We start from the raw sequence: 23305 nt of genomic DNA, 5'->3' as shown, positions 1-23305 counted from the left end.
GGTGTTCGGGTCATCGCTACGCCGATGACCCGAACACCCCCTTCTTTTTGGTTCAGCTGTGGTGGCTTGACGGACCCCGTTTCATTCCTCGGGGCCTGCCAGCTCGAGGTCCTCCTGAGTGAGGGCATTGCGAAGGCGCTGTTCGGCGATGTCCACGTAGTGCTCGGAGAGCTCGACGCCGATGAACTTGCGGCCCTCGCGCAGGGCGGCGACGCCAGTCGTTCCGGAGCCGGTGAAGGGGTCGAGGACCGTTCCGCCCGGCGGGCAGATCCTCACCAGCTCCTGCATCACCTCCACGGGCTTCTGCGTGATGTGCACGCGGTCCTTCCGGGGCTGGCTCGCGGTGTAGAGGCCGGGCAGGTAGACGGGGTTCCGGTCGGGGTCGACCGGGCCCTTGGTGCCCCAGACGATGTACTCGCAGGACTGCTTGAGCCTGCCCTTCTGCGGTCGGGAGACCGGCTTGTGCCACGAGGCGATCCCGCGCCAGGTCCAGCCGGCGGCCTGGAGCGCGTCGGTGGTGGTGGGCAGCTGCCTCCAGTCGGTGAAGACGAGCGCGGCGCCCGACTCGGCGGTGGCCCGGTAGGACTCGGTGAGCAGGAGGGTGAGCCAGAAGTCGTACGAGCGCTGGTCGCGGTTCTCGCCGGGGAAGTTGGCAAGGTCGTGCTCGGCGTCGCCCGAGGTGTACTTCGCGCGGGCACTGCGGCCGGTTCGTTCGCCGCTGGTTCGGCCACCGCTGTTGTAGGGCGGGTCGGTGATGACGGCATCGACGCTGTTGTCGGGGATGCCGGCGAGGGCGGTCAGCGCGTCGCCTCGGTGCAGGGTGTACGACATTGTGCGGTTCTCTCTTTCCGCGGGGACGGTCGTGCGGGATTCCGCGTTCCCGGAATACCGCACACGTGGCGTGATTCGCTCCCGGAAGCCACAGAAGCAGCCGCCTGAGGAGAGCGATGGGCTGGAGAGTAACCACCATCCCCGGCCGCACCTAATGACGCTCTGCCGCCACATCACGGGCCTCGACTGCCAGACGAGGCGTCGTTTGGCGCGGCCGGAATTCGTCTCTACAGTCTCGCCGTGTTCGACGGACGGGGCCCCGCTCCCGCCCTGTTGAGCTGTGCTGATGCGTGTTGCCTCGTCCAAGCGGCGGCCCGGAAGCACTCACGAAACGGCCTGGCATTTCGGCGAGGGGGATTCTCTGTGTGGCGTGTGAGATTAAGAGCGCGGCTGGCTGCCGCTCTCCAGTAACGGGGTTCCCAGGAGTCGGGAGTTAGCCGCTCCCGACCCCTGGAATCTCCATTCCCTGATCTCAGGTGTTGTGAATTCCCGACCGGTGCGGTGCCAGTGACCTTTTCGAAGAGAACGCTGGTGCCGCGCTGCCTACGAGTAAGGAGCTGCTGATGCAGCATGCCCAGGCACGCCCTTCCCCGACGTCCGACTCCTGCGACCTCCGCTCGGCGGACGGCCTGCGGCCGTGAAGGCGGGCGCGGCAATAGTCGGGTCCGTGGCTCTTGGCCCACTACTGCTGATCGCCCCGCTCGCTATGGCTCTGGCCGGCGCGAGCAGTGCCCAGGCCGCCTGTGCGAGCGGCGATGCACAGGCTGTGGATACCGCGGCGGTCGCCAAGCAGGTGGAGTCGATCCTCAAGGGCGGCGGGAAGGCCACAGTGTCGGTCCCGGGGCTGGACGATCCCGCGGAGCAGATCCCGAACGCCAAGACGATCCAGGCCACGGGCGTCGCCATGAAGGTACCGGCCCGGGGGCAGGTCGTGGCTCTGGCCACGGCCCTGCAGGAGTCGGGGCTGCGGAATCTGGACTACGGCGACCGGGATTCACTCGGCCTGTTCCAGCAGCGCCCAAGCCAGGGCTGGGGAACGGCCCAGCAGGTCCGCGATCCGGTGCACGCCTCGACGAGGTTCTACGAGACTCTACTCAAGGTCCCAGGCTGGCAGTCCATGACCGTCACGCAGGCGGCACAGGCGGTCCAGAAGAGCGGCTTCCCTGACGCCTACGCCAAGTGGAAGCCGCTGAGCACGGCTCTACAGAAGGCCATCGCCACGTCGCTGTCGGAGGAGTCGAGTTCCGACGGAGGCGACGAGGGCGAGCAGACGGATGCGGCTCCCGGCGCGTGCGGCACCGGTGAGGACGGGGCCAAATTCGGTCCGATCCCCGCAGGCTCCGTCCCCAAGGACTACAAGATCCCGGCTGATGCGCCCAAGTCGGTCCGCACCGCCATCCGCTGGGGTCTCGGTCAGCTCGGCACTCCGTATCAGTGGGGTGGCGCGTGCACCGATCCGCACGGCCAGGACCCAGTGGGCCGCTGCGACTGCTCGTCCCTGATGCAGATGTCGTACAAGGCCGGGGGCGTCTCGATCTCCCGGACCACGTACACGCAGGTCAAGGAGGGCAAGTCGGTCAGCGTCGACGCCCTCAAGCCGGGCGATCTCCTCTTCACCCGCGGCACGTCCGAAGTCCCGGAACACGTAGGAATGTTCATCGGCGACGGCCTGCTCCTGCAGGCGCCGCGCACCGGTGACGTGGTCAAGATCTCGACCCTCGCCGAGTGGCGGCCGGACGTCCTCGCTGCCCGCCGGATCGTCTGACCGACCCCCTCCCCTCTCCTCTCGCTCCTCCCCTTCCGGGCCTTCGCATGCCCATATTCGTACTGGAGTTCTAGTGAAGCTCATTGAGCATGCCCAGTTCCTGGCGTACAACCCCGGCGTCACGCCGAGCGAGGGCGGCCTGCCCGGCCTCGACGTCCTGAAGAAGGTCATGGGCAGCATCAACCTGTTCGGCATCATCGCCGTAGTCGGCGCCCTCGCCATCTCCGCCCTCGTCTGGGCCTGGGGTCACCACAGCGGCGGCCACCAGGCCGAGGCCAACGGCAAGAAGGGCACGGTCGTCGCCGCCGGCTGCGCTCTGCTACTCGGCGCGGCCAACGGCATCGTCGCGTTCTTCTCGGCGATGGGGACGCAGGTTCACTAATGCCGAAGAAACGTTTTCCTTCCGCCAGGGAGCGGAGGCATGGAGCCCCCTCCTCGGTCCTGCGCCGCGCCTCGATCGGCGGCATCGTCCTCGCCGTTCTGCTGGCCGTCGCCGGACTGCTCGCGTACATCACCCGTGCGCAGAGCCCGGCCCCGCCGAAGGCCACCCCCGCGCCAGCGTTCTCCTCGGCCTCCCCCTCCCCGGCCGCCACCGCGCGTACCGCGGTGGCGGTGGCCTCCCCGCCCAAGACGACCGATGCGATCGAGTTCGCCAAGGCCGCCACCAAGGTCCTTTGGACGTACGACACCCGGTCCTTCTCGCGGGCCGAGCACCTGGCCGGCCTTAAGCGGTGGATGACCAGCGAGAAGAAGTACGCCGACTGGAAGTCGGTCACGGACCAGGTGCCCAGCCCAGTGCTGTGGTCGCGGATGCACGACAACGGGCAGCACGCCAGCGCCACGGTAGGCGAGGGCCACTTCCCGCAGGCGTTCAAGACCGCCCTGGCCCAGGACCCCGGCGCGATCACCGAGGCGTACGTCTACGCCGTCACGGTCACCGGCAAGCAGTCCATCGCCTGGAAGGGCTCCGGTGCCGGAGCCGAGTCCCGCTCGACGACCCTCGCCGTCCAGTGCCGACCGGACCGCGACTGCGCCCTGGTCGGCGTCCTGCCGAACGTCGCGCCGTGATCGCCCTCAACCTGTGTAAGGAGGTGCCCTCATGGGGGCTTGCGACCTTCCTCTGATGAGTACGGTCTGCGACACCGTCGGCGGTGTCGTCGGCGCGACCGGCGAAGCCGTCACCGACGGCATCGGCGCCTGGATCGCCAAGTCGATGGGCGAGATGGCCCAGGCCGCGGCGGACCTGGCCTCGAAGGCCGTCGACAAGACCACCGCCATCGATCTCAACGCCGAATGGTTCAGGAGCAACTACGAGCTGATCCTGCCCATCGGCCTCATCCTCACCGTCGGCACGTTCTGCCTGCAGCTCACCCGCGCCGCCTGGCGCCGGGACGAACGCGCCCTCGCACAGGCGGTGTACGGAACCGCGGCCGGCGTCCTGTTCGCCTTCGCCGCCATCGCCTGCACCACCGTCGCGATCACTGTGGTCGACGCACTCAGCGCCGGTCTCTTTCAAGCGGCCAACAGCTCCGTGGACGACGCGGTACGCCGCATCATCAAGGTCAACGAACTGGGGGCGATGTACGGCCTGGGCTGGGGCGTCCCCGCCATCGTCGCACTCGGCTGCGCGGTGGGCGCCTTCCTGTACTGGGCGGTGATGGTCGCCCGCAAGGTCGGCATCCTGGTCCTGGTCACCCTGGCCGTGTTCGCCGGGGCCGGCGGCGGCTGGGAGGTCGCGCGGCGCTGGCGGCGCGGCTGGATCGAGGCGACCAGCACCCTGATCGTCTCCAAGCTCCTGATGACGATCGTGTTCCTGCTGGGTGTCTCCGCCGTGGGCAAGACCGACGCGAGCGACGGGCTGAGCGCCCTGTCGGACGCGATCGCTGGCATCGTCGTGATGGTCCTGGTGCTGCTCTGCCCCTACGCCACGTACAAATTCGTGCACTGGGCGGCCGATGGCGGCGGCCACGACGATCTGCACCGCACCGGTGTCGCGGGTATGGCGGTCGCCTCGGGTGCGGCGAAGACCGCGGGGCAGCTCGCTGTGCAGGCCGGCACGGGGATGCGGGCTCCGCAGGGACCGGCGAAGGTGCCGGGCCAGGGCTCCGGTGGCGTCGCCTCCGGGATCGACCCGACCGGCGGATCCGGCGGCGACACCGAGCCGAAGCAGACCCACTTCCGCTTCGGTGAGGACCCGGGTGCCACCGGCGACAAGGGCCGTGCGCTGATCCGTCGCCCTCCCACGGACGGCGACCGCGGAGTCCCGCTCATCCAGCGCCCCGGCGAGAGCCAGTCGGCCGACTCGGCACCGGCGGTCTCCGGGCCGACGCCACAAGGCGCCGCAGTCGCGCAGCCGCAGGTCACGCACCTGGACCCGCCAGCGCCACGGCGCAGCGGCCCTCCTCCGCAGGGCGGCGCCACCCCGCAGCGGTGGATCTATCCCGGGCCGGCGGACCGGCGGGGCTCGTAGCCCGCAGCTGACGGGGCGGACCGAGGTCCCGCCCGGCTCGCCCCGTCTTCCTCTTCTTCCCTCTCTTCACGTTCCAAGGACGGCTTCGTCATGCTCCCTGACGCTTCCCACCCCGATGGTCCGGCCACGGTCAAGTTCCCTCACCGGTCTCGCCGGGGCGTGCTGCTCGGTCTCTCGGCTCCTCAGCTGATCGTCGTCGCGGTCTGCGGCCTGCTTCTGCTCGGCGTGCTGCTCACCTCCGGCGTGACCGGAGCGCTCAAGCTCGTCCCGCTGTGGGCCGTCGTCCTCGCAGCGGTCTTCATCCGACACCGTGGGCGCGCACTGGCCGACTGGGCCCCGATCGCGGTCGGGTACGCGCTCCGGCGCTTCCGGGGCCAGCTGGTCTGGCTCGCCCATCCGTCCACCCGGCCGCAGCGAGAGGGCCTGCTCCACCTGCCCGGCACGGCCGCGTCCCTGCGGGTGGTCGCCTCGCGGGACGGACGCCTCGGCGCGGTGCACGATCCGCACCACGGCACCCTCACCGCCGTGGTGAAGGTCTCCTCCCGCGCCTTCGCTCTGCTGGACCCGGCCACTCAGACCGGCAACGTCTCCGGCTGGGGCCGTACGCTGGCCGCGCTGTCGCGCAGCGGGCACATCGCCCGCGTCCAGGTCCTGGAGCGCACTGTCCCCGACTCCGGCGACGCGCTCAACCGCTACTGGCACGAGCACGGCAACGCCCAGGCCCCGCTCGCCGGTCCGATCTATAGCGACCTGCTGGCCGCCGCCGGCCCCGCCGCCGCCCCGCACGAGGCGTACGTCGCCCTCGCCCTCGACCTCAAGGCGGCCCGCCGCCTGATCAACCAGGCCGGCGGCGGACTCACGGGGGCCTTCGCCGTCCTGTCCCAGCTCGCCTCCACCTTCGACCAGTCCGCCCGTACGTCCGGGCTCGCGCCGAGTGGTTGGCTGCCCGCGAGCGAGATCGCCGCCGTGATCCGCACCGCGTACGACCCCAAGGCGTCGGCCGCCCTCGATCGGTGGTCCGACTCGGGCCGTCCGCAGGCCGACTCCGCTGCCGCCGGGCCGGTCGTCCTGGTCGAGAAGGCCGACCGTATCCAGACCGACTCGGCCCACCACGCCACGTTCTGGATCGAGAACTGGCCGCGGATCGAGACCAGCCCTGGCTTCCTCCACCAGCTCCTGTTCACCACCGGCGTGCGCCGCACCCTCTCGCTGAGCTACGAGCCCAAGGGGCTGGACGCCGCCCTGAAGGACGTACAGCGCAAGAAGGCCACCGTGATCGCGGACGCCACCGAGCGGGCCCGCAAGGGCCAGGTCGACTCCGAGGAGGACTCAGTCGAGTACGCCGACATCAAGCAGCGCGAGCGCCAGCTCATCGCCGGACACGCCGACGTCGCACTCACCGGCCTGCTCACCGTGAGCGCGGACACCGACGAGGAGCTCAACGCCGCCTGCGCCGCCATCGAGACCGCGGCCGTCGCCGCCCTCGTCGACCTGCGCCTGCTGACCTGGCAGCAGGCCGAAGCCTTCACCAACGCCGCTCTGCCGCTCGCCCGCCCGTAGCGCGGCCCAGCACCACCGACCGCGCTCTACCGAAGGGCACACCCATGCCGACCGAGCCCCTGCCCGAACTGGCTCCGGACTTCGTCCCGTTCGCCACCGCCGCGCTCGACTTCCACCGGGCCATCAACATGCCCGTCGCCCCGGTCGCCGCCAGCCGCACCGAACTGGACTCCCTGCACGCCCACCTGGTCGCCCTGTACGGGCTGCTGGACGCGCACACCGCCCGGACCAGCCCGGTAGCCGCCGCCGAGGGCGACCACCTGAGGGCCTGCCGCATCCGGCTGTGGCAGGCAGCCGAGCACCTCCACGCCGCGTACCACGCGGCCCCGCACCCGGGCACTGGCCGCCGTCCCACTCGGGAGGCGTGCCGGGCCCGCCTTCCCGAGGGCGCCCCCGACCTCACCGTGTGCCAGCGCCACCTGGCCACCGCCGCCCGCGTCCGCCGTGACCACACCCCGGCCGACCTGCGCGACCCCTTCACCGGCCTCACCCGCCACTGACCACCGGAGCACCACCGCCATGCCCAACCGAACCACCCGTGCCAGCGCAAGTCCGCTGTTCGTCCCCCGCAAGACCGACCGCCGCACGGCCCGCGCCGCACGCGACCAGTTCGCCGCCGCCCGCGACAAGGCCCGCCACGCCGCCCGACCCGAAACCCGCCGCACCACGACCGGCATCGATCCCGAGCTGCGCGCCACCTACCCGGCCGCCGGACGCCCGGGTCCCGCCTCCGCCCGCGGCGGCCGGCTCAAGCTCCCCGCCCACCGGATGACCACCGCCACCGCGTCCGGCGCCTACCCCTTCCTCGCCGAGGGCGGCCTGGGCGCCCAGGGCATCTACGTGGGCCGCGACGTGCACGCGGAGGCCGCCTTCACCTACGACCCGTTCGCGCTGTACGGGCGGCTCGACGGCTTCACGAACCCGAACATCCTGCTCGCCGGGATCATCGGCATGGGCAAGTCCGCCCTGGCCAAGTCCCTCGCCGTACGCGCCGTGGCCTTCGGCTACCGCATCTACGTGCCGTGCGACCCGAAGGGCGAGTGGACCGTGGTCGCCCAGGCGCTGGGCGGGCAGACCATCGCCCTGGGTCCCGGCCTTCCCGGTCGGCTGAATCCGCTGGACGCCCCGGCTAGGCCGGACGGTGTCAGCCAGGAGGACTGGGCCAGCGAGGTCCGCAAGCGGCGCCTGCTTCTCCTCGGCTCCCTCGCGAAGACCGTTCTGCGGCGTGACCTGCACCCGATGGAACACACCGCCCTGGACGTGGCACTCGACCAGGCCGTCGCGCACGCCGAAGCCGCCGGCACCACCCCGCTGCTCGGCGACATCGCGTACGTACTCGGCTCACCCGAGCGGCTCGACGCCGCACTGGGAGACCTCTCCGGGCGCCTGGGACAGGCAGCCGAGGACCTGGCCCACGCACTGCGGCGCCTCGTCCACGGCGACCTGGCCGGCATGTTCGACGCGCCGAGCACCGTGGCCTTCGACCCGGCCGCGCCGATGCTCTCCATCGACCTGTCCCGCCTCGGAGGCACCGGCGACGACACCGCACTCGTCCTCGCGATGACCTGTGCCTCCGCGTGGATGGAGTCCGCGCTCGCCGACCCCACCGGTGGACGGCGCTGGGTAATCTACGACGAGGCATGGCGCGTGATGCGGCACGTCGCCCTGCTGGAACGCATGCAGAGCCAATGGAAGCTCAGCCGAGGGCTCGGCATCGCCAACATGATGGTCATCCACCGCCTCAGCGACCTGCTCACCGCGGGCGACGCCGGCTCCCGGGGCCGTGCACTCGCCGAGGGCCTGCTCACCGACTGCTCCACCCGGATCATCTACCGCCAGGAAGCCGACCAACTCGGCTCTGCCGCAGCCCTGCTGGGCCTCACCGGCGTCGAGACCCAGGCCGTCTCCGCCCTCACCAAGGGGCGCGGCCTATGGAAGGTCGCGGGCCGATCGTTCATTACTCAACATCTGCTCCACCCGCACGAGCGCGAACTGTTCGACACAGACGCCCGGATGCATACCTGAGCCACCCGCCCGCGATCAAGCGCCCCGCCCGACGGGAGCCGACGCCTCGCGCCGGCTCCCCCTCCCCACGCCCTCCGTACGGGAAGTCTCGCCCATGCACCTGAAGCGCACCATCCGTCGCGGCCTGCGCCGCCTCGTCCAGCTCTACGCCGACGCCGCACGCGGTCACACTCCCATGGCTACAGGCTCATTCGGCCCTGAGGAAGCGGCCCGACGAGTGAACGGCCGACGCCCTGCCGAGCACGAGGGCGGCGACACGCGCCATGGCTGAACTGGCATGGATGACGCTGGACAAGCACCGAGAGCTCGGACTCACCGCCTCCACAGCCCAGGACGACCTCGGCGCCGCGCACCAGCTGCTGCTCGATGCCGGCTTCTCCACCTGCCACCCCGGCTTCGCCTACGCCCTCGGCAACAACCATCCGGTCGATGTCCGGGCGACGCTTCAGCAGCTCTACAACGACGTGGCCACCCACTACGTCGCCATCGACGACGCCTCGCTTGACGACCCGGCGCGCGCGACCTCGGCCCCGCTCGGGCGCTCGCAGCCCGCGCAGCACATCCCGGTCGCATCGCCCGGTCGCCCGGACTCGCGGCGGGATCTCGCGACGTTCGCCGAGGAACTGTCGGCCCGACTCCCCGGCACCTGGGCCGTCACCGTCCACAAGCACGCGACGGGTGTAGGCCAGTTTCCGCTCAGCGAGCGGGTCTGGGGGCGCGGGCACGTGAGCTGGGCCCTCTCCGAGTTCACGCCGCACCGCGATGCGGTGCTCAGCAGCGAATCGGGCGTCGAGCTGCTGGTCATCGACCGACCCCTGCGCAAGCACGAGTTCCTCGTCGCCGCGCTGGAGCCACGACGCAGCGGGTTCGCCACAACCAACGAGGCGCCCAACGGCATTGCCGTGAGCGCCCACCCGGTGCGGGCAGCGTCCCAGGTGACCGCCCGCCTATTCCCCCGATACGACGAGGCCGTTCACCAGGCCCGTATCGAACAGGTCGCCGCGTCGGTAGCTGCCGGGGCGCGCGTTCTGGCCGAACGGGACGCCGTCTCGGACAGTCTGTGCGATGCCGAGCACTGGCCGCTCGACGAGCGTTACGGCCTACGCCAGCAGGTGCGGGACGCGGAGATGTGGGCGCAGTTCGCTCCGTTCCTCGAGCACGGTCCGGCCCTGGTCGAGCACGCCGAGGAGACGCTCCCCCTCCTTGACCCTGCAGAGCGTATGGCCGGGCGCTGGTCCTACCGGCTACGCACCCTGCGCGCGGCGCTGGACGGCGGCGCCCGAGTCCAGGCCGAGTTCGAGGTGGTCGCCGAGGCGCTGCTGCCCGACCATCCCCATGCCAAGGCAGACTTCGCAGACGCCGTGGCGATGCGTAACGCCGAGGGCTGGCATTACTCCCTGACCTGGATGGACAACGCCGGCGTCCTCGTCGACATCGCGCGCGCCGAGAAGGCACCGCCCCCGCCACCGACCCGACCGCTCCGTGCGCAGCAGGTCCGGTCGGCACGCGCCGAGGCTGCCCGTTCCTGGTCTCCGCACGCCGCTCGCCAGATCACGGCGGCGATCGAGACGGCTGCCGGTCCGCCGGCCATCCGCTTCTTCAACTCCAGTCAGTTGCCGCGCTCACGCTGACTAGCGCGGATTTCCGGCCACACCAAATCCGTCTTCCGGCCGCATCCTCGTCCTCCCCACTGCCCCGACTTCTGCGAGGTGCATCTTCGTGGCGGAAACCCGCCCGCATATCACCGTCGGTAACCACGACCGGTTCGGCGTCGTGGCGGCGACGTCGCACGACAACCACGTCGCCGAACACATCCTGCGGCTCGTCGGCTTCGAGCGGCTGCCCGGCAGCGCCTTGTACGGCCTGACCGACCCGCACCGCGATCCCATCCGGCGCGGATCGCAGGCGGTCCAGTCCCTGCGGGCCGCGCAGTACAGCGTCAAGGCCGATGTCGCGTACGACCTCCAGCCCTATACCCGGCTCGGCACGGGCCGGGGCCTCCTGGAGCGGCTGGAGAAACCTTCCGCCTCAACGGTGACACCCGCGGCCCAGCAGCGCAGGTCCCAGGCCGCCACCGCCATCTCTCCGGCCCGCGCGACCGCGACGCCGGCGCGGCAGCCCGATATCGCCGTCGAGTACCGCCCCGCCCCCTCCGCCCCGCAGCCGGTCCGCACCCGCTAGACCGCACCCACCAAGGAGCCCGCGCGATGACTCTGCAACTCGAACCGGACGTCGCGTTCGGAATGCACCCCGACTACGGAGTGGCCGCCGCCGTCGCGGACGGCCGACCGTTCCTCGACGAGGTCCTGCGCAAGCACCACTTCCGCTACAGCGAGTACCTCGACGTCTACCTGCTGGCGGACAACACTCCCCACAACACGGCGGTACGGACCGTGGCCAGGGCGACCCGCGAATTCCAGGACGCCGGTCTGTCCGTCGCAGCCGATCCCAGGATCATGATCCCGCCGCCGGTCCCCACTCCGGACGGAGCGCCTGCGCGGGCGACACGGCCCGGCCAGTCCATTACCGCGCTGACCGGCGAGCTGCACGAGCTGCGTCGCGCGGCGGACGTCTCCGAGGTCCTGGGCGAGATCCTCGACGAACACCACGGCGTCGTGCTCGACCTGGAGGAGTTCATCGACACGGCCGCCGCCTGGTGCGAGCGGCTCGACACTCCGCATGGTCACGAGCTGGGCCTTCATCTGCGGAACGTCGCCCATCACGTCGCCTTCCTCGGTGACCAGCTCGTCGGCGCCCAGCTCGAACTGGCCGTCATGCCCGACGTGACCCCCGAGAACGCCCCACCCCTGGCCGAGGTGCCGCTGCCCGAGCGGCAGGAGTGGCTCCGAGTCACGCACACCGCGCGAGCGCGCGCCGCCATGGCCTCGTCCCCCAACCGCCCGGCCAACGCCCCGAAGCCGCAAGACGAGCCAGCGACGCGCCTCCAGGCCACGCCGACCGCCCCGATTCGTACGCGCTGATCCGCCCTTTCCAACTTCAAGGAGTCCGGCTCATGGCCGTGAAGAAGTTCTGGACCATCGACCACACCTGCGGTCACACCGCCGAGGCCGACCTGTCCGACCGTCCGGCCGACCGCCGTGCCGGATACGCCCGCTGGCTCGCCGGCCGGGACTGCGCCGACTGCTGGCGGGCCGCCCGCGCGGAGGACCCCGAGTCCACGGCCGGGTGGCTCTCGAAGCAGAGGGTGACCGAGCAGGCCGAGGCCGAGGCGTGGTCCGCGCAGTACCGCATGCCCCCGCTGGACGGCACCGACCGCGCGGTCGCCTGGGCCACCCGCTGTCGCCACCAGCTCGTCTCCTCCGCGTACACCGCGCTCGTCGTCGAAGGAACCACGAGCGAGGCGGAGTGGGAGGCCATCGAGAACGCCGTACGGCCGCTGACCCGCGCCGGCTGGTGGCTCGATCAGCGCGATGCCGACCCCGCGGACCTGCCCGAGCTGCTGGACGCCGCCTCCACGAGCGACCGGCCGACCGAGAACCCCCACTTCTGAACGGACAACCCCCACGATGCCCACCCCGCCCGACGTCGTCATCACACGCCATCCGACCGGCAATGTCACCGCCGAAGGCGGAGACGAACTCGCCACCACACTCCTCAAGCGCGCGGGCTTTGTCATCGAGACGACGCCCCGGTCCTTCTGGTATCGCCTGCCCTGGGACATGGGCAAAGCCCGCGAGAACCAGATGGCCAGCCACGCGGCCCGCATGCTCACCGCCGTCGGCTACCGCGTCGACCTCGGCACCGATCTGCACGTGGGCCCCCTCACCACGCCCTCCGACCCCCAGGGCAAACACGTCCACGGCCACCAGGTCCTGCGGCTGACCGACGAACTCAACGGCGCCGAGACGTACGAGACTGCGGCCGGCCTCACCGAGCACGTCCTGGACCCCCACGATGGTGTGCTCGTCCGCCTCAGCGAGTTCTTCGAAGCCGCCGCCGAACAGGCCAAGGCATCCGAAACCGACGCCGGTTGGGATCTGTCCTACGACTTCGCTGAAGCCGCAGCGACGCTCACCGACCTCGGCGAAGACCTGCACGACGCCGCCGACCAACTGCGGGCACTCAATCGGCCGGCGAAGCCGAGCTGGCAGGCGCGAGTCGCCAACTACTACGCGACCGCCCCGGCCACCCAGCGCGCGGGAACGTCCGCCATCACGCCCGAGGCACCTGCGGACACTCCACCGCCCGCGTCCAGGCCGAACCGAACGCGCTGACCAATCCGCCTCATCAGAAAGGCCGTTGCGTGTCCTTCCTGCACGAAGAGTACGGAACCGACGTCGAGATTTACCGCAAGCCGTTCAGCAACGAGGTGATCGCCGACTGCGGCGACCCGCGCGCCCACGAGGTGCTTGCCGCGTGCGGCTTCGTGAAGAAGACCGTCCCGCCGCACTACGTCTGGCACCAGCTACCCGGCGGGCTGTCCGAGGAAGAACAAGCGCAGCGGGCCACGCGCGCCGCGTGTCTGCTCCGGGCCAGGGGCTTCGACGCGAACGTCGCCGAGGACCTGGTCTCCGAGGAAGCCGTCGCCGCCGTGCGCGACGAGATCCTGCGGCACCGGATCAGCGGCGTGGCCTCGTCGTCCTCGCCGACCGCCGGCCCGGTCGCACCACCCGCACCCCCGGACACCATGGCCTCGGCCGCGCCCGCGGCTCCCTCCACCTCCGCCCACCGCAGCTGTTAGGAGCCCCTCGTGATCACCAGAAGAACCCGCCGGCCCCAGCCCATCGCCCCTCTCGCAACACGTAACGGGACCGCGCTTTGTCTCCTGCACGCACCAGCACGCCCTCGACCACCACCGGCACCGACTTCCTGCTGTACCTGATGCTGTCCCTCGCCGGCCTCGGGATGGGGGCCGGGACGCTGGCCTGGTTGTTCGGCAACACCGCCCACACCCTCACCAGGTCCGGCCCCTGGACCCCGTACGAACCCACCGACGCGCTGCTCCACCCCCACGAGGTCTGGCCGCACCTTCCACAGCCGGTCCTCGTCGGCGCCTGCTACGTCCTGCCCGCACTCGTTCTCCTGGCCGCCGCGCTGCTCGGCGCGAAGGTGTGGCTGCGGCTGCGCGGCAACCCCAAGGGGCTGGCCGACCAGCGTGACCTGGCCGACCTCATGCCCAAGAAGATCGCGGCCAAGGCGATCGATCTCCGTCCGAGCCTCAAGGGCACCAAGCCCAAGGACGTCGTCCCCGACGACCGCGGCGTCCTGCTCGGCACGCTCACGCCCGGCGCACGCGAGGTCCGCTCCTCGTGGGAGGACGTGATCCTGGCGATCATGGCACCCCGGTCCGGAAAGACCTCCGGCCTGGCTATCCCGGCAATCCTGCGCGCTCCCGGACCGGTACTGCTGACCTCCAACAAGGCGGCCCGCGACGCCTACACCGCCACGCTCGCGGCCCGCGCCGAAGCCGGCACAGTGTGGACGCTCGATCCGCAGCAGATCGCCCACGCGCCCCAGATGATGTGGTGGGACATCCTCGCCGACGCCCGCGATCTCGCCGGAGCCCGCCGTCTGGCAGGGCACTTCGTGACCGCCTCCGTGGACGAGTCGAACGCGGGCGACTTCTGGTCCACCGCCGCCGCGAACACGCTCACCGCGCTGTTCCTCGCCGCCGCCCGCGACCGGCGGCCGATCACCGACGTCCTGGCCTGGCTCGCCTCGCCGGCCGACCGCTCCCCCATCGACCTGCTCCAGGACGCCGGACTCGACGCGGTCGCCGCCCAGCTCCAGGGCACCGTGGCCGGCGCCGTCGAGACCCGCGACGGCATCTTCGAGACCGCGCGGCAGTACGCGAGCTGCCTGCTCGACCCGGCCATCGCCGCCTGGGTCACGCCGCCCAGCGGCCTCGGCGAGATCTGCGAGTTCAAGCCGGAGGCGTTCGCCACCAGCAAGGACACCCTGTTCCTGCTGTCGAAGGACGGCGGCGGCTCCGCCTCGGCGATCATCGCAGCCGCTGCCGACGCGGTGATGCGCGCGGCCGTCGTCCAGGCCGAGCGCGACGGCGGGCGGCTCGACGCCCCGCTGCTCGCGATCCTCGACGAGGCCGCCAACGTGTGCAAGATCGCCGACCTGCCGGACCTGTACTCGCACCTCGGCTCCCGCGGCGTCATCCCGATCACGATCCTGCAGTCCTACCGCCAGGGCGTCCGGGTCTGGGGCGAGGCAGGGATGGACGCCCTGTGGTCCGCCGCGACGATCAAACTCGTCGGCTCGGGCATCGACGACGCCGACTTCGCGGACAAACTCAGCCGCCTGGTGGGCGATCACGACGTCCGTACGGTCTCGGTCTCCACCAGCGAGTCGGGCAAGTCCACATCGGTCTCCATGCGCCAGGAGCGCGTGCTGCCGGCGGACGCGATCCGCGCCCTGCGCAAGGGTTCCGCCCTGCTGCTGGCCACCGGCATCCGCCCCGCGCTCCTCGACCTCAAGCCCTGGTACCGGGAGCCGGACGCCGACCGGCTCGGCGCCGCGTCCGCCACGGCGACCGCGGCGATCACTGAGCGCGCGCTGGCCAAGAACCTGCGCCGAGACGACTTCGGTCCGGCCGCATGACCCCGGTGCTGCCAGGTGCCCGGCTGGCGAGACGCAACGGTGCACGCCCCCAACCGTCGCGTCCCTGGGCCTTCGCCCCCATCTCCTTGAGGTACTCCCATGTCCCACCCCGCCCCGTCCTGGGCTTCGATCCGCCGGTCCGAGCGCCTCGCCGGCACACCCGTCGTACGGCGCGGCGCCGACTGGTGGCTCGTGTCCCCGTCCGGCTCCCTGCTCGCCTCAGACCCCGCGTTCACCGGTGAACTGGACCGCTTCGCCGCCGACCTAGCCGCGGCCGACCGTGCAGTCGCCGAGATCCGCGCCCAGGGCAAGCCCCCGCGCAAGGCACGGCCGTGACCCCGCTCGTCCACGCCGAGCAGGCCGTGCTGGGCGCGATATTCCTAGAGCCCGGCCAACTCGACAGGCTCTCGCCCTGGCTGCGCCCGGAACACTTCTCCCGCCCCGCGCACACGGCGATCTACGCCGCGATGCTCCAGCTCAAGACCGACGGTCACCCGGCGGCAGCCACAACGGCCGGCTTCCCCGTCCCGCTGGCCTGGGTGACAGACACGCTGCGGGAGGCGAGCACACGGACCCGCGGGCTCACCGCCTCGTATCTGCACTCCCTCGCGTCGGCGTGCCCGCGCCCCGACCACGCCCCGGTGTACGGGCGGATGGTCCTGGAGGGGGCCATCCACCGCAGCGTGGCCCAGCACGCCGCCCGCCTCCACCAGGCCGCGCTCGCCGACGGCCGGGCCGGAACGGTGGAGGAGACTCTGCACCACGCCCAGGTCCTGACCGACGTACTCGCCGACCTGGCCCGCGGCTGGGGCACCGAGGCACGTCCCGTGCAGCCGCCCACCCCGTACGCACCCCAGGCCGAGCGCCCGCAGCCGGTGGGCGAGCAGGTCCTCGCCGACGAGGAATTCCTCCTCGGCTGCCTCGCCTCCCGCCCCGAGCAACTGCTCGGCCTGGTGCGGCGGCTCCGCCCCGGCGACTTCGCCGACCCGGGCCATCAGCAGATCTACCGCGCGCTGGGAGCCCTGCACCATCGCGGCGAACCCATCGACCAGCTGACCGTGCTGTGGGAGATCCAGCGTCGCGGCACCCTCGCAGACGGGACGCTCGACACCGAGCGTGTGATGCGGATCTGCGATCCGCTCGTGGGCGGGGCCGCCGAGCACTTCGGCGAGCAGGTCGTCCAAGCCTCCCTCGTCCGCACGGCTGCCCTCGCGGCCCGGCAGGTCGGCGCCCTGGCCAACCGCGACGCGCTCGCGCCCGGGCAGCTCATCGGCTACGCCCTGCACGCGCTCGGCCCGCTGGACGACGTGCGCCGCCGACTGCGCCTCGCGCACGAAGCCGAACCCGAGCAGCGGCGGCCGGCAAGCCGTCCCGGTGCGCCGCCTCCTGCCGCCCGTATCGACGCCGCCCGTGCTCGCAGCCGCCTCGCGGATGCGACGGCCCCCGCGGCGCCGGTCGCGGCCTCCTGCGCCGCGCTTCCCTCCCGCCACAACCTTCGGAGTCCGTCATGACCGACCACACCGGCCGCGCCGGCCTGGAGAAGGACGAACTGTGCGCAGTGGCCGGGGAGTTCGAGGAGGCCCGCCACGAGATTGTCGGGTCGTACACAACGAACTCCCTGCCTGACCTCGTCACCGCGTCCCACCACCTCGCCGCGCTGACGGGGCTGGTGAAGGACCTGTCCGACGAGGTCCTCTTCCGCGTCACCGACAACGACCCGGGCCTCGACTTCGGTCCGGTCATCGCCGCGTACACCGGCGCGTCCGCCCCGGCGGGACGCGCCGTGACCAACTACACCGAAGCCTTCGAGCAGCTCGGTTTCCTGCGTCAGCACGCGGAAGCCCCAGCCTCGGCAGACCTCCATGGCGCCCGCCAGGCCGCGTTCGACGTCGTGCAGGACCGGCTGGACCTCACCGTGGACTCGCTGCAGGAAGCCTTCGTCGCTCTGCGGCACGCTGCCGACCGGATCGATGGCACCCCGCCTCGTGTCCTCGCGGCACTGAGCCGCTCGGCACGCCCAGCGAACTCGATCTACCGCGTCCCGGCCGAGCTGCCCGCGACCGAGCCGATCCGTCTCGCCTACATGCCGGTGTCCCGCCATGCGCGCTGATCTCCAGGCAGCGGCGCACCCGCCGTCGATCGGGAGCCTGTGTTCCGGGTACGGCGGTCTGGATCTCGGCGTCCAAGCCGTCCTCGGCGGAACGATCGCCTGGCATGCCGAGGTCGATCCAGGCCCAGCCCGGATCCTGTCCCGACACTGGCCGGCCGTGCCCAATCTCGGCGACATCACAGCCGTGAACTGGGCCGATGTCCCGGAGGTGTGCGTCCTGACGGCCGGGTTCCCCTGTCAAAGACGTCTCGGTCGCCGGCCGTCGCGCCGGACTGGCTGATGGCACCCGGTCCGGTCTGTGGTTGCACATCGTCCGTGCCATCGAAGCCCTCAACCCGTGCCTGGTGGTCATCGAGAATGTCCGAGGACTCCTCACCTCCCCCGCCGGTTCCCCTGGCGACGTGGAACCCTGCCCGTGGTGTCTGGGAGACACCGCAGGCCAGCCTGCTGTGCGCGCACTCGGTGCCGTACTCGGCTCCCTGGCCGACCTCGGGTTCGATGCGCGCTGGTGCGTGCTTCGCGCCTCTGAAGTCGGAGCCCCGCACCGCCGTGAGCGCATCTTCCTCGCCGCCTGGCCCTCCTGGCGGGCCGCCGTTGCTGAAGACGCCGACGAGCAACCTGGCGACGAACGGAGGGAGTCAGCACCCGACGAAGAGGAAGCAGGGCGGGCACGGTCCGAATCTGGCGGACGAGGTCGAGTGGCTGCTGCCGACACCGAAGGCGTCGGACGGAGCCAAGGGATCGCCCAACCAGCGTCACGGGAACGGGGGCCTGACACTGCCCTCGGCGGCTGCCCGACTGCTGCCGACCCCACGGGCAAGCGACACCGGCACTCCGGGACGCCGACCGGGCGCGGACTTCCGGCCCCCGCTCTCAGCAGTAGTGCTCCTCATGTTCACGACTCAGACGCCGACGGACGAAGGGCGTGGGGACCGTACGCCGCCGCCATCGCCCAATGGGAGAGGGCAACGCGCCCGGCGCCCCTGCCCACGGACGAGGCGGGGCGCCTCAGCCCGCTGTTCGTCGAGTGGATGCAAGGGCTTGAACCCGGCTGGGTGACGGCCACTCCGGGACTGGGACGCCCAGCCCAACTATCCGCTCTGGGCAACGGAGTCGTGCCGCAGCAGGCCGCTCGCGCGCTGGAGATCCTCGCTCCTCCCGTCGCGGTCTGCAGCCATCACGGCTCGCGGTGAACGGCGCTCTCTACACCGGATTCCCGGCCTGGCCAAACCCGGTTTTCTTCGGATCCTCGCCACCCCAACCACCCGATCTTGCGGAGGGGTAGCGATGGCCGAACCCGCTCAGGAGAGCGAGCCGATTCGCGTGGCGGACCACGATCTGGACGACCTGGTCGCCACGGTCGCGAGGCTGGTCACGGAGAGCCGTAAGCAGGGCGAGACGCTCGCCCAGCTCACCAACGACGCCCCGCCCCCGGACGACGAGGGCGACGGAGCCGAGCGCGGTGATGGCGAGGGCTCGGTCGCCGCGACGTCGGCGGCCGAGCCAGGCGACTCACAGGAACGCCCGGCGTCCATCTTCATCCTGGCCCTCGACGGCAAGGCATACGTCGAGGAACTCGCGGCGCTGACGAGTTGGGTGCACGACCTGCTGCTGCCGGTCTACGGGCGGGAGATCACCACCGGCCGGCCGTGGTGCCGGCAGTGGCAGGAGCACCCCGAGGCCGTGGCCCGCCTCCATGCCTTGTGGCTGGCCTGGCAACAGCTCACCGACACCGAGGCCGGCCTCACCGGCCCCTCGACATGGCACCGCGACCACCTCGACCCCACTCTTCTCCAACTCCGCGTTCCCGACGGTCCATTCGGGGCGTGCACCACCAGTCCGACCCGCCCCAACCACCGGCTCCTGGCTTCGCCCGAGCCCGCGGGAGCCTGACATGACCGCCACATACGAGCCCCAGGCTCCGGACTACCGGATCGACGGCTTCGAAGCAGCCACCGAGCGGATCGAGGAGGACTTCTTCTCGGTCACGCTCTCGGACGACATGTTCGTACCCCTCGCCGAGCACCACAGCGACGACGGACGCGACAGCTACCTGCTGTTCCACGACCGGGCGGCCATCTGGGACGTACCCGGCACAGCGGAGTACGTTGCGTTCCACCTCACCCGAGACGTGGAGCAGCGGACCTTCGACTTCGAGTACGAGCGGGCCCCCACCGTCCCGCTCGCCCAGAACTGGCTCATCCGCCGGGGCTGCCCGCCGGAGGCCACCGCTCCGAGCCGCAACCACGGGCCACGCCCCGCCGATGCGCTCACCTCGCGGCTGGAGGACCTGCTCCGGACCAATCCCGATGGCCGGTACGAGGTCATCGCCCACCACACCGAGACCCCGGGCTCGTTCAACTTCGGCGCCGAGGTGCGCACCCTCGTCCACGACAGCCACCCGGACTCGGCGCACGCCCCTTACCGGCTCTTCCTCGAAGAGACAGCCAAGGACTTCCGCTCCTACACGGTGCGCGACGGAGCCTTCGCCAACGCCGAGGCGGCGGACGACTGGGCCATGGACCGCAGCACTCCTCTCCCACTGGCACCGGCCCCGGAGGCCACGGTCGTCCACAGGGCCCAGGCTGCCCGCACCCGCTCCCCGCTCGCCGGAACCGCCAGCATCGCCGTCCCCCCGGCGCCCGTCGCGACTCCTCACCCCGTGTCTCCTTCCGCACCGCGCTCTCACCGGGGTGCGCGGTGAGCCGGGCGCGGTACGCCTTCGCGGCGCACCCTGAAGCCCTGGCCGATCTGCGCTCCGTTCCTGAGAGCATCCGCGACCTGGCCCTGCTGGAGCTGCAGCACCTGGTCCACGGCAACGAACGCGGAGCGGCGCTGACCCGCGAGCTCGCGGGCTGCCACAAGATCTACGTCGATCCGGAGACCCGCTGGCGCATGGTCGTCCAGTACCGAGATGCCCCGGCGACCTCGCAGCACCGCCGCGAGATCTACCTCCTCGCGGTCGGCGAGCGCCAGGACCAGGCCGCGTACCGCACCGCGGCTCGCCGCCTGGACCGCGAACGTGAGGCATCCGCCGGGACCGCACCGCTCCATGGCCGCCGCGCCCAAGCGGCACGGTCCCGATCCCCGCACGGGAGCGCAGGTCCGGCACACGCCGGTTCGCCGGCCCCCGCCGCTTCCACGGCTCCGCCGCGTGCTCGCCGCCGGTCATGACGCCCAGCCCCTCATCCGCCGCCCGGAGGTACCTCCCCATGTCGCCTCTCGACCTCGGCGGTCTCGCCCCGAATACCGAGGTCCTCGTCGCACCCGTCCACCTCGCGGGTCCCGGGACGAGGGAGGCCGTCTTCAGCGTCCTCGACAACGCCGCCGGCTGGACGAAGACCGTCGCTTTCGACACGGACACGTACTACGCCAGCCCGTGTCAGCGAGTCCGTATCGCCAACCCCGTGGAGAGCGCCTATGGCGGCTGGACGACCACCTACGCCGAGGACCCGCTCGGCGTTCCGGATTGGATCGCCACCTTCGACCGCAACACGCCCCGCGAGATCATCGTCGCCTTCACCAAGACGCTCGTTGACAGCCTGCCCAACCACTTCCGCGACTACTTCAGCGGCGGCAAGCACCACACCGGCCTCGGCCAGGAGGACGTGCTGCGCCAGAGCAACTGGGAGCCGGTTCATGGAAGTGGGCCGTACTGGATCGTCTCGCCCGACAGCCGCGCGGCCCTGCGCACGCGCAGCGGATGGCTCGACGAGTACACCGAGCTGCTGACGCCGGAGAAGTCCATGTGGCGACTGTCCGGCGGCGTCGATCCCGTTCACGTGCCGACCTGGAGGGCCTTCTTCAGCAGTAGTACCCCACTAGCACCTGCGCGCCGCTGCCGCCGCCGCTCTCACCAGCGCGGACGCTGTGCCGCGTTTCGCCGGCGACATCCCCGAACGCCACCGGGACCTGGTGCACGTGCGTCTCGCCGAGCCGATGGCCGCCGTGCCCCAGGCTCAGGCGGCCCTGGCCCGTCGGCCGTACGCCGTCCACGCAGCCGCGCCCGGGGCGGAGGCCGCAACCTCGCCCGCATCACCTGCCGCGCACGGTCGTTCACGCCGTCAGCGCTGACGGCCCGCCGCTCACACCCGGAGATCCCGCATGCCCTCACACACGCTCGACGGCGACGTCCACGTAACCCCGCTGTACCTCGCCGGCTCCACCACCGTCGGCGACCCGGCGATGCAACCACTCCTCGACCACGGCTTCATGGCGCACAGCGACGAGCTGGCGAACGTCTACGTCTCCTCCCCCGACCAGCATGTCCGGCTCGGTTTCCTGCCCGAGGGCCCGGACAACACCTTGTGGAAGGTCGCCGCCCACAGCGACCCGTTCGGGCCGCCCGACTGGCTGACCACCTTCGACTCCAACACGCCGACGGAGTTGGTGACCGCCTTCACCACCGCCCTCGCCACCAGCTACGCCAAGGATCCGGACGCCGCCTTGACCAGTCCGCGGCGACCGGCCGAGGAAGGCTTTCGGCCCCTGGAAGAAGCCGGATGGAAGCGAGGGAGCTGGCAGCTCACCACTCTGTTCACCGCGCCCGACGAACTCGCCGGCCTCACCTACAGGGGCGGGGTCCTGGATCGGCACGCCGAACTCCGCGGCGACCAGGACCGCTGGCTGCTCTGGGGCGGCCGGGACGGCTTCAGCTCGCGCTGGTACGCCACGTTCACCTCCAGCGTCCCCGTAGATCTGATCACGGCGACCACCGCCCGCCTGGCCGACCCCAGTCCCGTGCTCCGTTACGAGCTCGAGGTCCCGGAGCGAAACCGCGGCGCCGCCCGAATACGTCCCGTGTCTCCCCAGGTGCCAACTCCGCTGGACGTCCGACGTGCCGCAGCCGCACGCGCACGCTCCCACGTGGGTCACCTCGTCCGCCGACCACCAGCGGCGTCCGCAACGACGGGCAGCCCCAGTGCTGTCCCACCGACCCGCCTCGCCCATCGACGGCGGGCCGCGGCGGCACGCTCGTGAACGGCAGCCCGCACCGACGGCCTCTCACGCGCACTGGCACGTTCGACCACGATGCAGGTAGAGGCCGCTCGCGCCCGCTCAACCGAGGCGGTCGTGGTCGTCCCTACGTACCCAGGACGCCGGCGGGCGGCGGCTCCCGGCACCACCAGCCCGGCAGCTCGCACGAGCCGCCGCTAGCTCACGTCGGCCCCACGACGCTCCAGGTGAGTTCGCCCCCGCCAGCGCCCACCGCCAGCTCCTCGACGCTCAGATCGATCCGTCTGCCGTCCGCCATGCGGGATCGGCCCAAGGACGCCGCTACCACGTCATCCACGGTCTCGTCGTACGTACCCATCTCGTGGTCCAGCACGTCGCTCTTCCCGCCTTCCATCGGTCGCCCCGGAAACAGCTCCCGGGGCGACCGATCCATTCCTCCGAGTGGTCACAGGCGGGCGCTGCCATGGCCAGTTCGCCCACGGCAGACGCCCACCTCTGGGAAGGACTGGAGACCTACTCCTCGACCATGTCAACGTACGACCGCTTCGAAAAACCACAGGTCAACGAAGGGTTTGCTGCTCGTGACGCTTACTGCCACCGCCCTGTCCCATGTCCCCGCCGCACCTCGTCACTCGGCGCTCGGCGACCGCGAGTGGCTGCTCGACTGCCACTGTGCGGGCCCGGTCGTCGACCTCCTCAAAGGCCGGGGGTGGGACGTCATCGCCGACCTCGCCGCCAACGTCCACTGCTCCAGCCCCGACCAGCGTGTGTACGTCGGGTTCCTCCCCGAAACCAAGGAGGCGGAGCGCGGCGAGTTGTGGCACATCCAGGTCAAAGAAGCCGACGGACGGGTGGCATGGAGCCAGACCTTCGGGTCGAGGGTCCCGGCCCAGGCCGTCGCCGGGTTCCTCGCGGCACTCACTGGCTGTTGTTCTTTCGAGTGTGATCGGTTGGTTTCCGCAGGTCAGGCATAGGCGCCCCGGTGGTGCGGCAGAACTGTTCCAGCATGTTGCTG

Annotated in this window: 27 protein-coding genes and 1 pseudogene; 26 read left to right on the top strand and 2 right to left on the bottom strand. The window is 71.2% G+C overall.

Going from position 1 to position 23305, the window contains the following annotated elements:
• Positions 1–81: 81 nt before the first annotated feature.
• Entirely contained in the window at positions 82–831 is a 750-nt protein-coding gene (locus ABZ826_RS13805; RefSeq protein ID WP_361446733.1) for a site-specific DNA-methyltransferase, read from the bottom strand.
• 637 nt (positions 832–1468) lie between these two features.
• On the opposite strand from ABZ826_RS13805, the gene ABZ826_RS13800 reads away from it, so the two are divergent.
• From ABZ826_RS13800 to ABZ826_RS13680, 25 genes and pseudogenes are all read left to right on the top strand, one after another.
• Complete coding sequence (locus ABZ826_RS13800; RefSeq protein WP_361446731.1) at positions 1469–2596, top strand: C40 family peptidase; 1128 nt, start codon at positions 1469–1471, stop codon at positions 2594–2596.
• 73 nt (positions 2597–2669) lie between these two features.
• On the top strand, positions 2670–2978 hold the full coding sequence (locus ABZ826_RS13795) for a DUF6112 family protein (protein ID WP_361446729.1): 309 nt from the start codon (positions 2670–2672) through the stop codon (positions 2976–2978).
• Positions 2978–3664 carry a hypothetical protein gene (locus ABZ826_RS13790; RefSeq protein WP_361446727.1) on the top strand — a complete coding sequence of 229 codons (687 nt, stop codon included), beginning with the start codon at positions 2978–2980 and terminating at the stop codon, positions 3662–3664. Before ABZ826_RS13795 ends, ABZ826_RS13790 begins: the two co-directional genes overlap by 1 nt.
• Before the next feature lie 31 nt (positions 3665–3695).
• The gene (locus ABZ826_RS13785) at positions 3696–5066 is read left to right on the top strand and encodes an ATP-binding protein (RefSeq protein WP_361446725.1); all 1371 of its coding nucleotides are present in this window, start codon (positions 3696–3698) and stop codon (positions 5064–5066) included.
• A gap of 90 nt (positions 5067–5156) precedes the next feature.
• Positions 5157–6626: an SCO6880 family protein gene (locus ABZ826_RS13780; protein WP_361446723.1), complete on the top strand. Its 1470-nt coding sequence runs from the start codon at positions 5157–5159 to the stop codon at positions 6624–6626.
• A 44-nt stretch (positions 6627–6670) separates the two neighbouring features.
• The gene (locus ABZ826_RS13775; protein ID WP_361446721.1) at positions 6671–7126 is read left to right on the top strand and encodes a DUF6238 family protein; all 456 of its coding nucleotides are present in this window, start codon (positions 6671–6673) and stop codon (positions 7124–7126) included.
• A gap of 19 nt (positions 7127–7145) precedes the next feature.
• Positions 7146–8651: an ATP-binding protein gene (locus ABZ826_RS13770; protein ID WP_361446719.1), complete on the top strand. Its 1506-nt coding sequence runs from the start codon at positions 7146–7148 to the stop codon at positions 8649–8651.
• Between the two features lie 263 nt (positions 8652–8914).
• Complete coding sequence (locus ABZ826_RS13765; protein WP_361446717.1) at positions 8915–10282, top strand: hypothetical protein; 1368 nt, start codon at positions 8915–8917, stop codon at positions 10280–10282.
• Positions 10283–10370: 88 nt separating this feature from the next.
• Positions 10371–10832 carry a hypothetical protein gene (locus ABZ826_RS13760; protein WP_361446715.1) on the top strand — a complete coding sequence of 154 codons (462 nt, stop codon included), beginning with the start codon at positions 10371–10373 and terminating at the stop codon, positions 10830–10832.
• A gap of 26 nt (positions 10833–10858) precedes the next feature.
• Positions 10859–11632: a hypothetical protein gene (locus ABZ826_RS13755; RefSeq protein ID WP_361446713.1), complete on the top strand. Its 774-nt coding sequence runs from the start codon at positions 10859–10861 to the stop codon at positions 11630–11632.
• 32 nt (positions 11633–11664) lie between these two features.
• Positions 11665–12162, top strand: coding sequence for a hypothetical protein (locus tag ABZ826_RS13750; RefSeq protein ID WP_361446711.1), 498 nt, complete (start codon positions 11665–11667; stop codon positions 12160–12162).
• Between the two features lie 16 nt (positions 12163–12178).
• The gene (locus tag ABZ826_RS13745; protein ID WP_361446709.1) at positions 12179–12886 is read left to right on the top strand and encodes a hypothetical protein; all 708 of its coding nucleotides are present in this window, start codon (positions 12179–12181) and stop codon (positions 12884–12886) included.
• 29 nt (positions 12887–12915) lie between these two features.
• Positions 12916–13353, top strand: a complete 438-nt coding sequence (locus tag ABZ826_RS13740; protein ID WP_361446707.1) for a hypothetical protein — start codon at positions 12916–12918, stop codon at positions 13351–13353.
• A gap of 77 nt (positions 13354–13430) precedes the next feature.
• The gene (locus ABZ826_RS13735) at positions 13431–15224 is read left to right on the top strand and encodes a TraM recognition domain-containing protein (RefSeq protein ID WP_361446705.1); all 1794 of its coding nucleotides are present in this window, start codon (positions 13431–13433) and stop codon (positions 15222–15224) included.
• 99 nt (positions 15225–15323) lie between these two features.
• Complete coding sequence (locus ABZ826_RS13730) at positions 15324–15560, top strand: hypothetical protein (protein WP_179886750.1); 237 nt, start codon at positions 15324–15326, stop codon at positions 15558–15560.
• Positions 15557–16735: a DnaB-like helicase N-terminal domain-containing protein gene (locus ABZ826_RS13725; RefSeq protein ID WP_361446703.1), complete on the top strand. Its 1179-nt coding sequence runs from the start codon at positions 15557–15559 to the stop codon at positions 16733–16735. Before ABZ826_RS13730 ends, ABZ826_RS13725 begins: the two co-directional genes overlap by 4 nt.
• Entirely contained in the window at positions 16732–17334 is a 603-nt protein-coding gene (locus ABZ826_RS13720; protein ID WP_361446701.1) for a hypothetical protein, read from the top strand. The genes ABZ826_RS13725 and ABZ826_RS13720 overlap by 4 nt, the downstream gene beginning before the upstream one ends.
• Positions 17324–17614, top strand: coding sequence for a DNA cytosine methyltransferase (locus tag ABZ826_RS13715; RefSeq protein ID WP_361446699.1), 291 nt, complete (start codon positions 17324–17326; stop codon positions 17612–17614). The genes ABZ826_RS13720 and ABZ826_RS13715 overlap by 11 nt, the downstream gene beginning before the upstream one ends.
• Positions 17615–17636: 22 nt before the next feature.
• Positions 17637–18527, top strand: a complete 891-nt coding sequence (locus tag ABZ826_RS13710; RefSeq protein ID WP_361446697.1) for a DNA cytosine methyltransferase — start codon at positions 17637–17639, stop codon at positions 18525–18527.
• A gap of 94 nt (positions 18528–18621) precedes the next feature.
• Positions 18622–19227 (top strand): DUF4913 domain-containing protein, encoded by a 606-nt coding sequence (locus ABZ826_RS13705; protein ID WP_361446695.1) that lies wholly within the window; start codon positions 18622–18624, stop codon positions 19225–19227.
• Position 19228: 1 nt separating this feature from the next.
• The gene (locus ABZ826_RS13700) at positions 19229–20038 is read left to right on the top strand and encodes a hypothetical protein (RefSeq protein WP_361446693.1); all 810 of its coding nucleotides are present in this window, start codon (positions 19229–19231) and stop codon (positions 20036–20038) included.
• Complete coding sequence (locus ABZ826_RS13695) at positions 20035–20508, top strand: hypothetical protein (RefSeq protein WP_361446691.1); 474 nt, start codon at positions 20035–20037, stop codon at positions 20506–20508. The genes ABZ826_RS13700 and ABZ826_RS13695 overlap by 4 nt, the downstream gene beginning before the upstream one ends.
• Positions 20505–20816, top strand: a pseudogene (locus ABZ826_RS13690) (hypothetical protein); the annotation flags it as partial. The gene ABZ826_RS13695 and the pseudogene ABZ826_RS13690, both read left to right, overlap by 4 nt.
• Positions 20817–21204: 388 nt before the next feature.
• A complete protein-coding gene (locus ABZ826_RS13685) occupies positions 21205–21408 on the top strand; it encodes a hypothetical protein (RefSeq protein ID WP_361446689.1) in 204 nt (67 codons plus the stop codon).
• 30 nt (positions 21409–21438) lie between these two features.
• Positions 21439–22314 carry a DUF317 domain-containing protein gene (locus tag ABZ826_RS13680; RefSeq protein ID WP_361446687.1) on the top strand — a complete coding sequence of 292 codons (876 nt, stop codon included), beginning with the start codon at positions 21439–21441 and terminating at the stop codon, positions 22312–22314.
• A gap of 178 nt (positions 22315–22492) precedes the next feature.
• Here the strand turns inward: ABZ826_RS13680 and ABZ826_RS13675 are convergent, their stop codons facing one another.
• On the bottom strand, positions 22493–22684 hold the full coding sequence (locus ABZ826_RS13675) for a hypothetical protein (protein ID WP_361446685.1): 192 nt from the start codon (positions 22682–22684) through the stop codon (positions 22493–22495).
• Positions 22685–22871: 187 nt separating this feature from the next.
• Here ABZ826_RS13675 and ABZ826_RS13670 point away from each other — a divergent pair, with 187 nt between their 5' ends.
• Positions 22872–23264, top strand: coding sequence for a DUF317 domain-containing protein (locus ABZ826_RS13670; RefSeq protein WP_361446955.1), 393 nt, complete (start codon positions 22872–22874; stop codon positions 23262–23264).
• The last annotated feature ends 41 nt before the right edge of the window (positions 23265–23305 follow it).

It is taken from the genome of Streptomyces sp. NPDC047515 (assembly GCF_040643055.1).
Taxonomy (GTDB): Bacteria; Actinomycetota; Actinomycetes; order Streptomycetales; family Streptomycetaceae; genus Streptomyces.
This window is presented reverse-complemented; position numbering and strand designations above follow the sequence as displayed.

Coding starts and splice junctions, on each gene's coding strand:
- ABZ826_RS13805 (WP_361446733.1), bottom strand. CDS start 831: ATGTCGTACACCCTGCACCGAGGCGACGCGCTGACCGCCCTCGCCGGC.
- ABZ826_RS13790 (WP_361446727.1), top strand. CDS start 2,978: ATGCCGAAGAAACGTTTTCCTTCCGCCAGGGAGCGGAGGCATGGAGCC.
- ABZ826_RS13785 (WP_361446725.1), top strand. CDS start 3,696: ATGGGGGCTTGCGACCTTCCTCTGATGAGTACGGTCTGCGACACCGTC.
- ABZ826_RS13780 (WP_361446723.1), top strand. CDS start 5,157: ATGCTCCCTGACGCTTCCCACCCCGATGGTCCGGCCACGGTCAAGTTC.
- ABZ826_RS13775 (WP_361446721.1), top strand. CDS start 6,671: ATGCCGACCGAGCCCCTGCCCGAACTGGCTCCGGACTTCGTCCCGTTC.
- ABZ826_RS13770 (WP_361446719.1), top strand. CDS start 7,146: ATGCCCAACCGAACCACCCGTGCCAGCGCAAGTCCGCTGTTCGTCCCC.
- ABZ826_RS13765 (WP_361446717.1), top strand. CDS start 8,915: ATGGCTGAACTGGCATGGATGACGCTGGACAAGCACCGAGAGCTCGGA.
- ABZ826_RS13755 (WP_361446713.1), top strand. CDS start 10,859: ATGACTCTGCAACTCGAACCGGACGTCGCGTTCGGAATGCACCCCGAC.
- ABZ826_RS13750 (WP_361446711.1), top strand. CDS start 11,665: ATGGCCGTGAAGAAGTTCTGGACCATCGACCACACCTGCGGTCACACC.
- ABZ826_RS13745 (WP_361446709.1), top strand. CDS start 12,179: ATGCCCACCCCGCCCGACGTCGTCATCACACGCCATCCGACCGGCAAT.
- ABZ826_RS13730 (WP_179886750.1), top strand. CDS start 15,324: ATGTCCCACCCCGCCCCGTCCTGGGCTTCGATCCGCCGGTCCGAGCGC.
- ABZ826_RS13720 (WP_361446701.1), top strand. CDS start 16,732: ATGACCGACCACACCGGCCGCGCCGGCCTGGAGAAGGACGAACTGTGC.
- ABZ826_RS13715 (WP_361446699.1), top strand. CDS start 17,324: ATGCGCGCTGATCTCCAGGCAGCGGCGCACCCGCCGTCGATCGGGAGC.
- ABZ826_RS13705 (WP_361446695.1), top strand. CDS start 18,622: ATGGCCGAACCCGCTCAGGAGAGCGAGCCGATTCGCGTGGCGGACCAC.
- ABZ826_RS13700 (WP_361446693.1), top strand. CDS start 19,229: ATGACCGCCACATACGAGCCCCAGGCTCCGGACTACCGGATCGACGGC.
- ABZ826_RS13680 (WP_361446687.1), top strand. CDS start 21,439: ATGCCCTCACACACGCTCGACGGCGACGTCCACGTAACCCCGCTGTAC.
- ABZ826_RS13675 (WP_361446685.1), bottom strand. CDS start 22,684: ATGGAAGGCGGGAAGAGCGACGTGCTGGACCACGAGATGGGTACGTAC.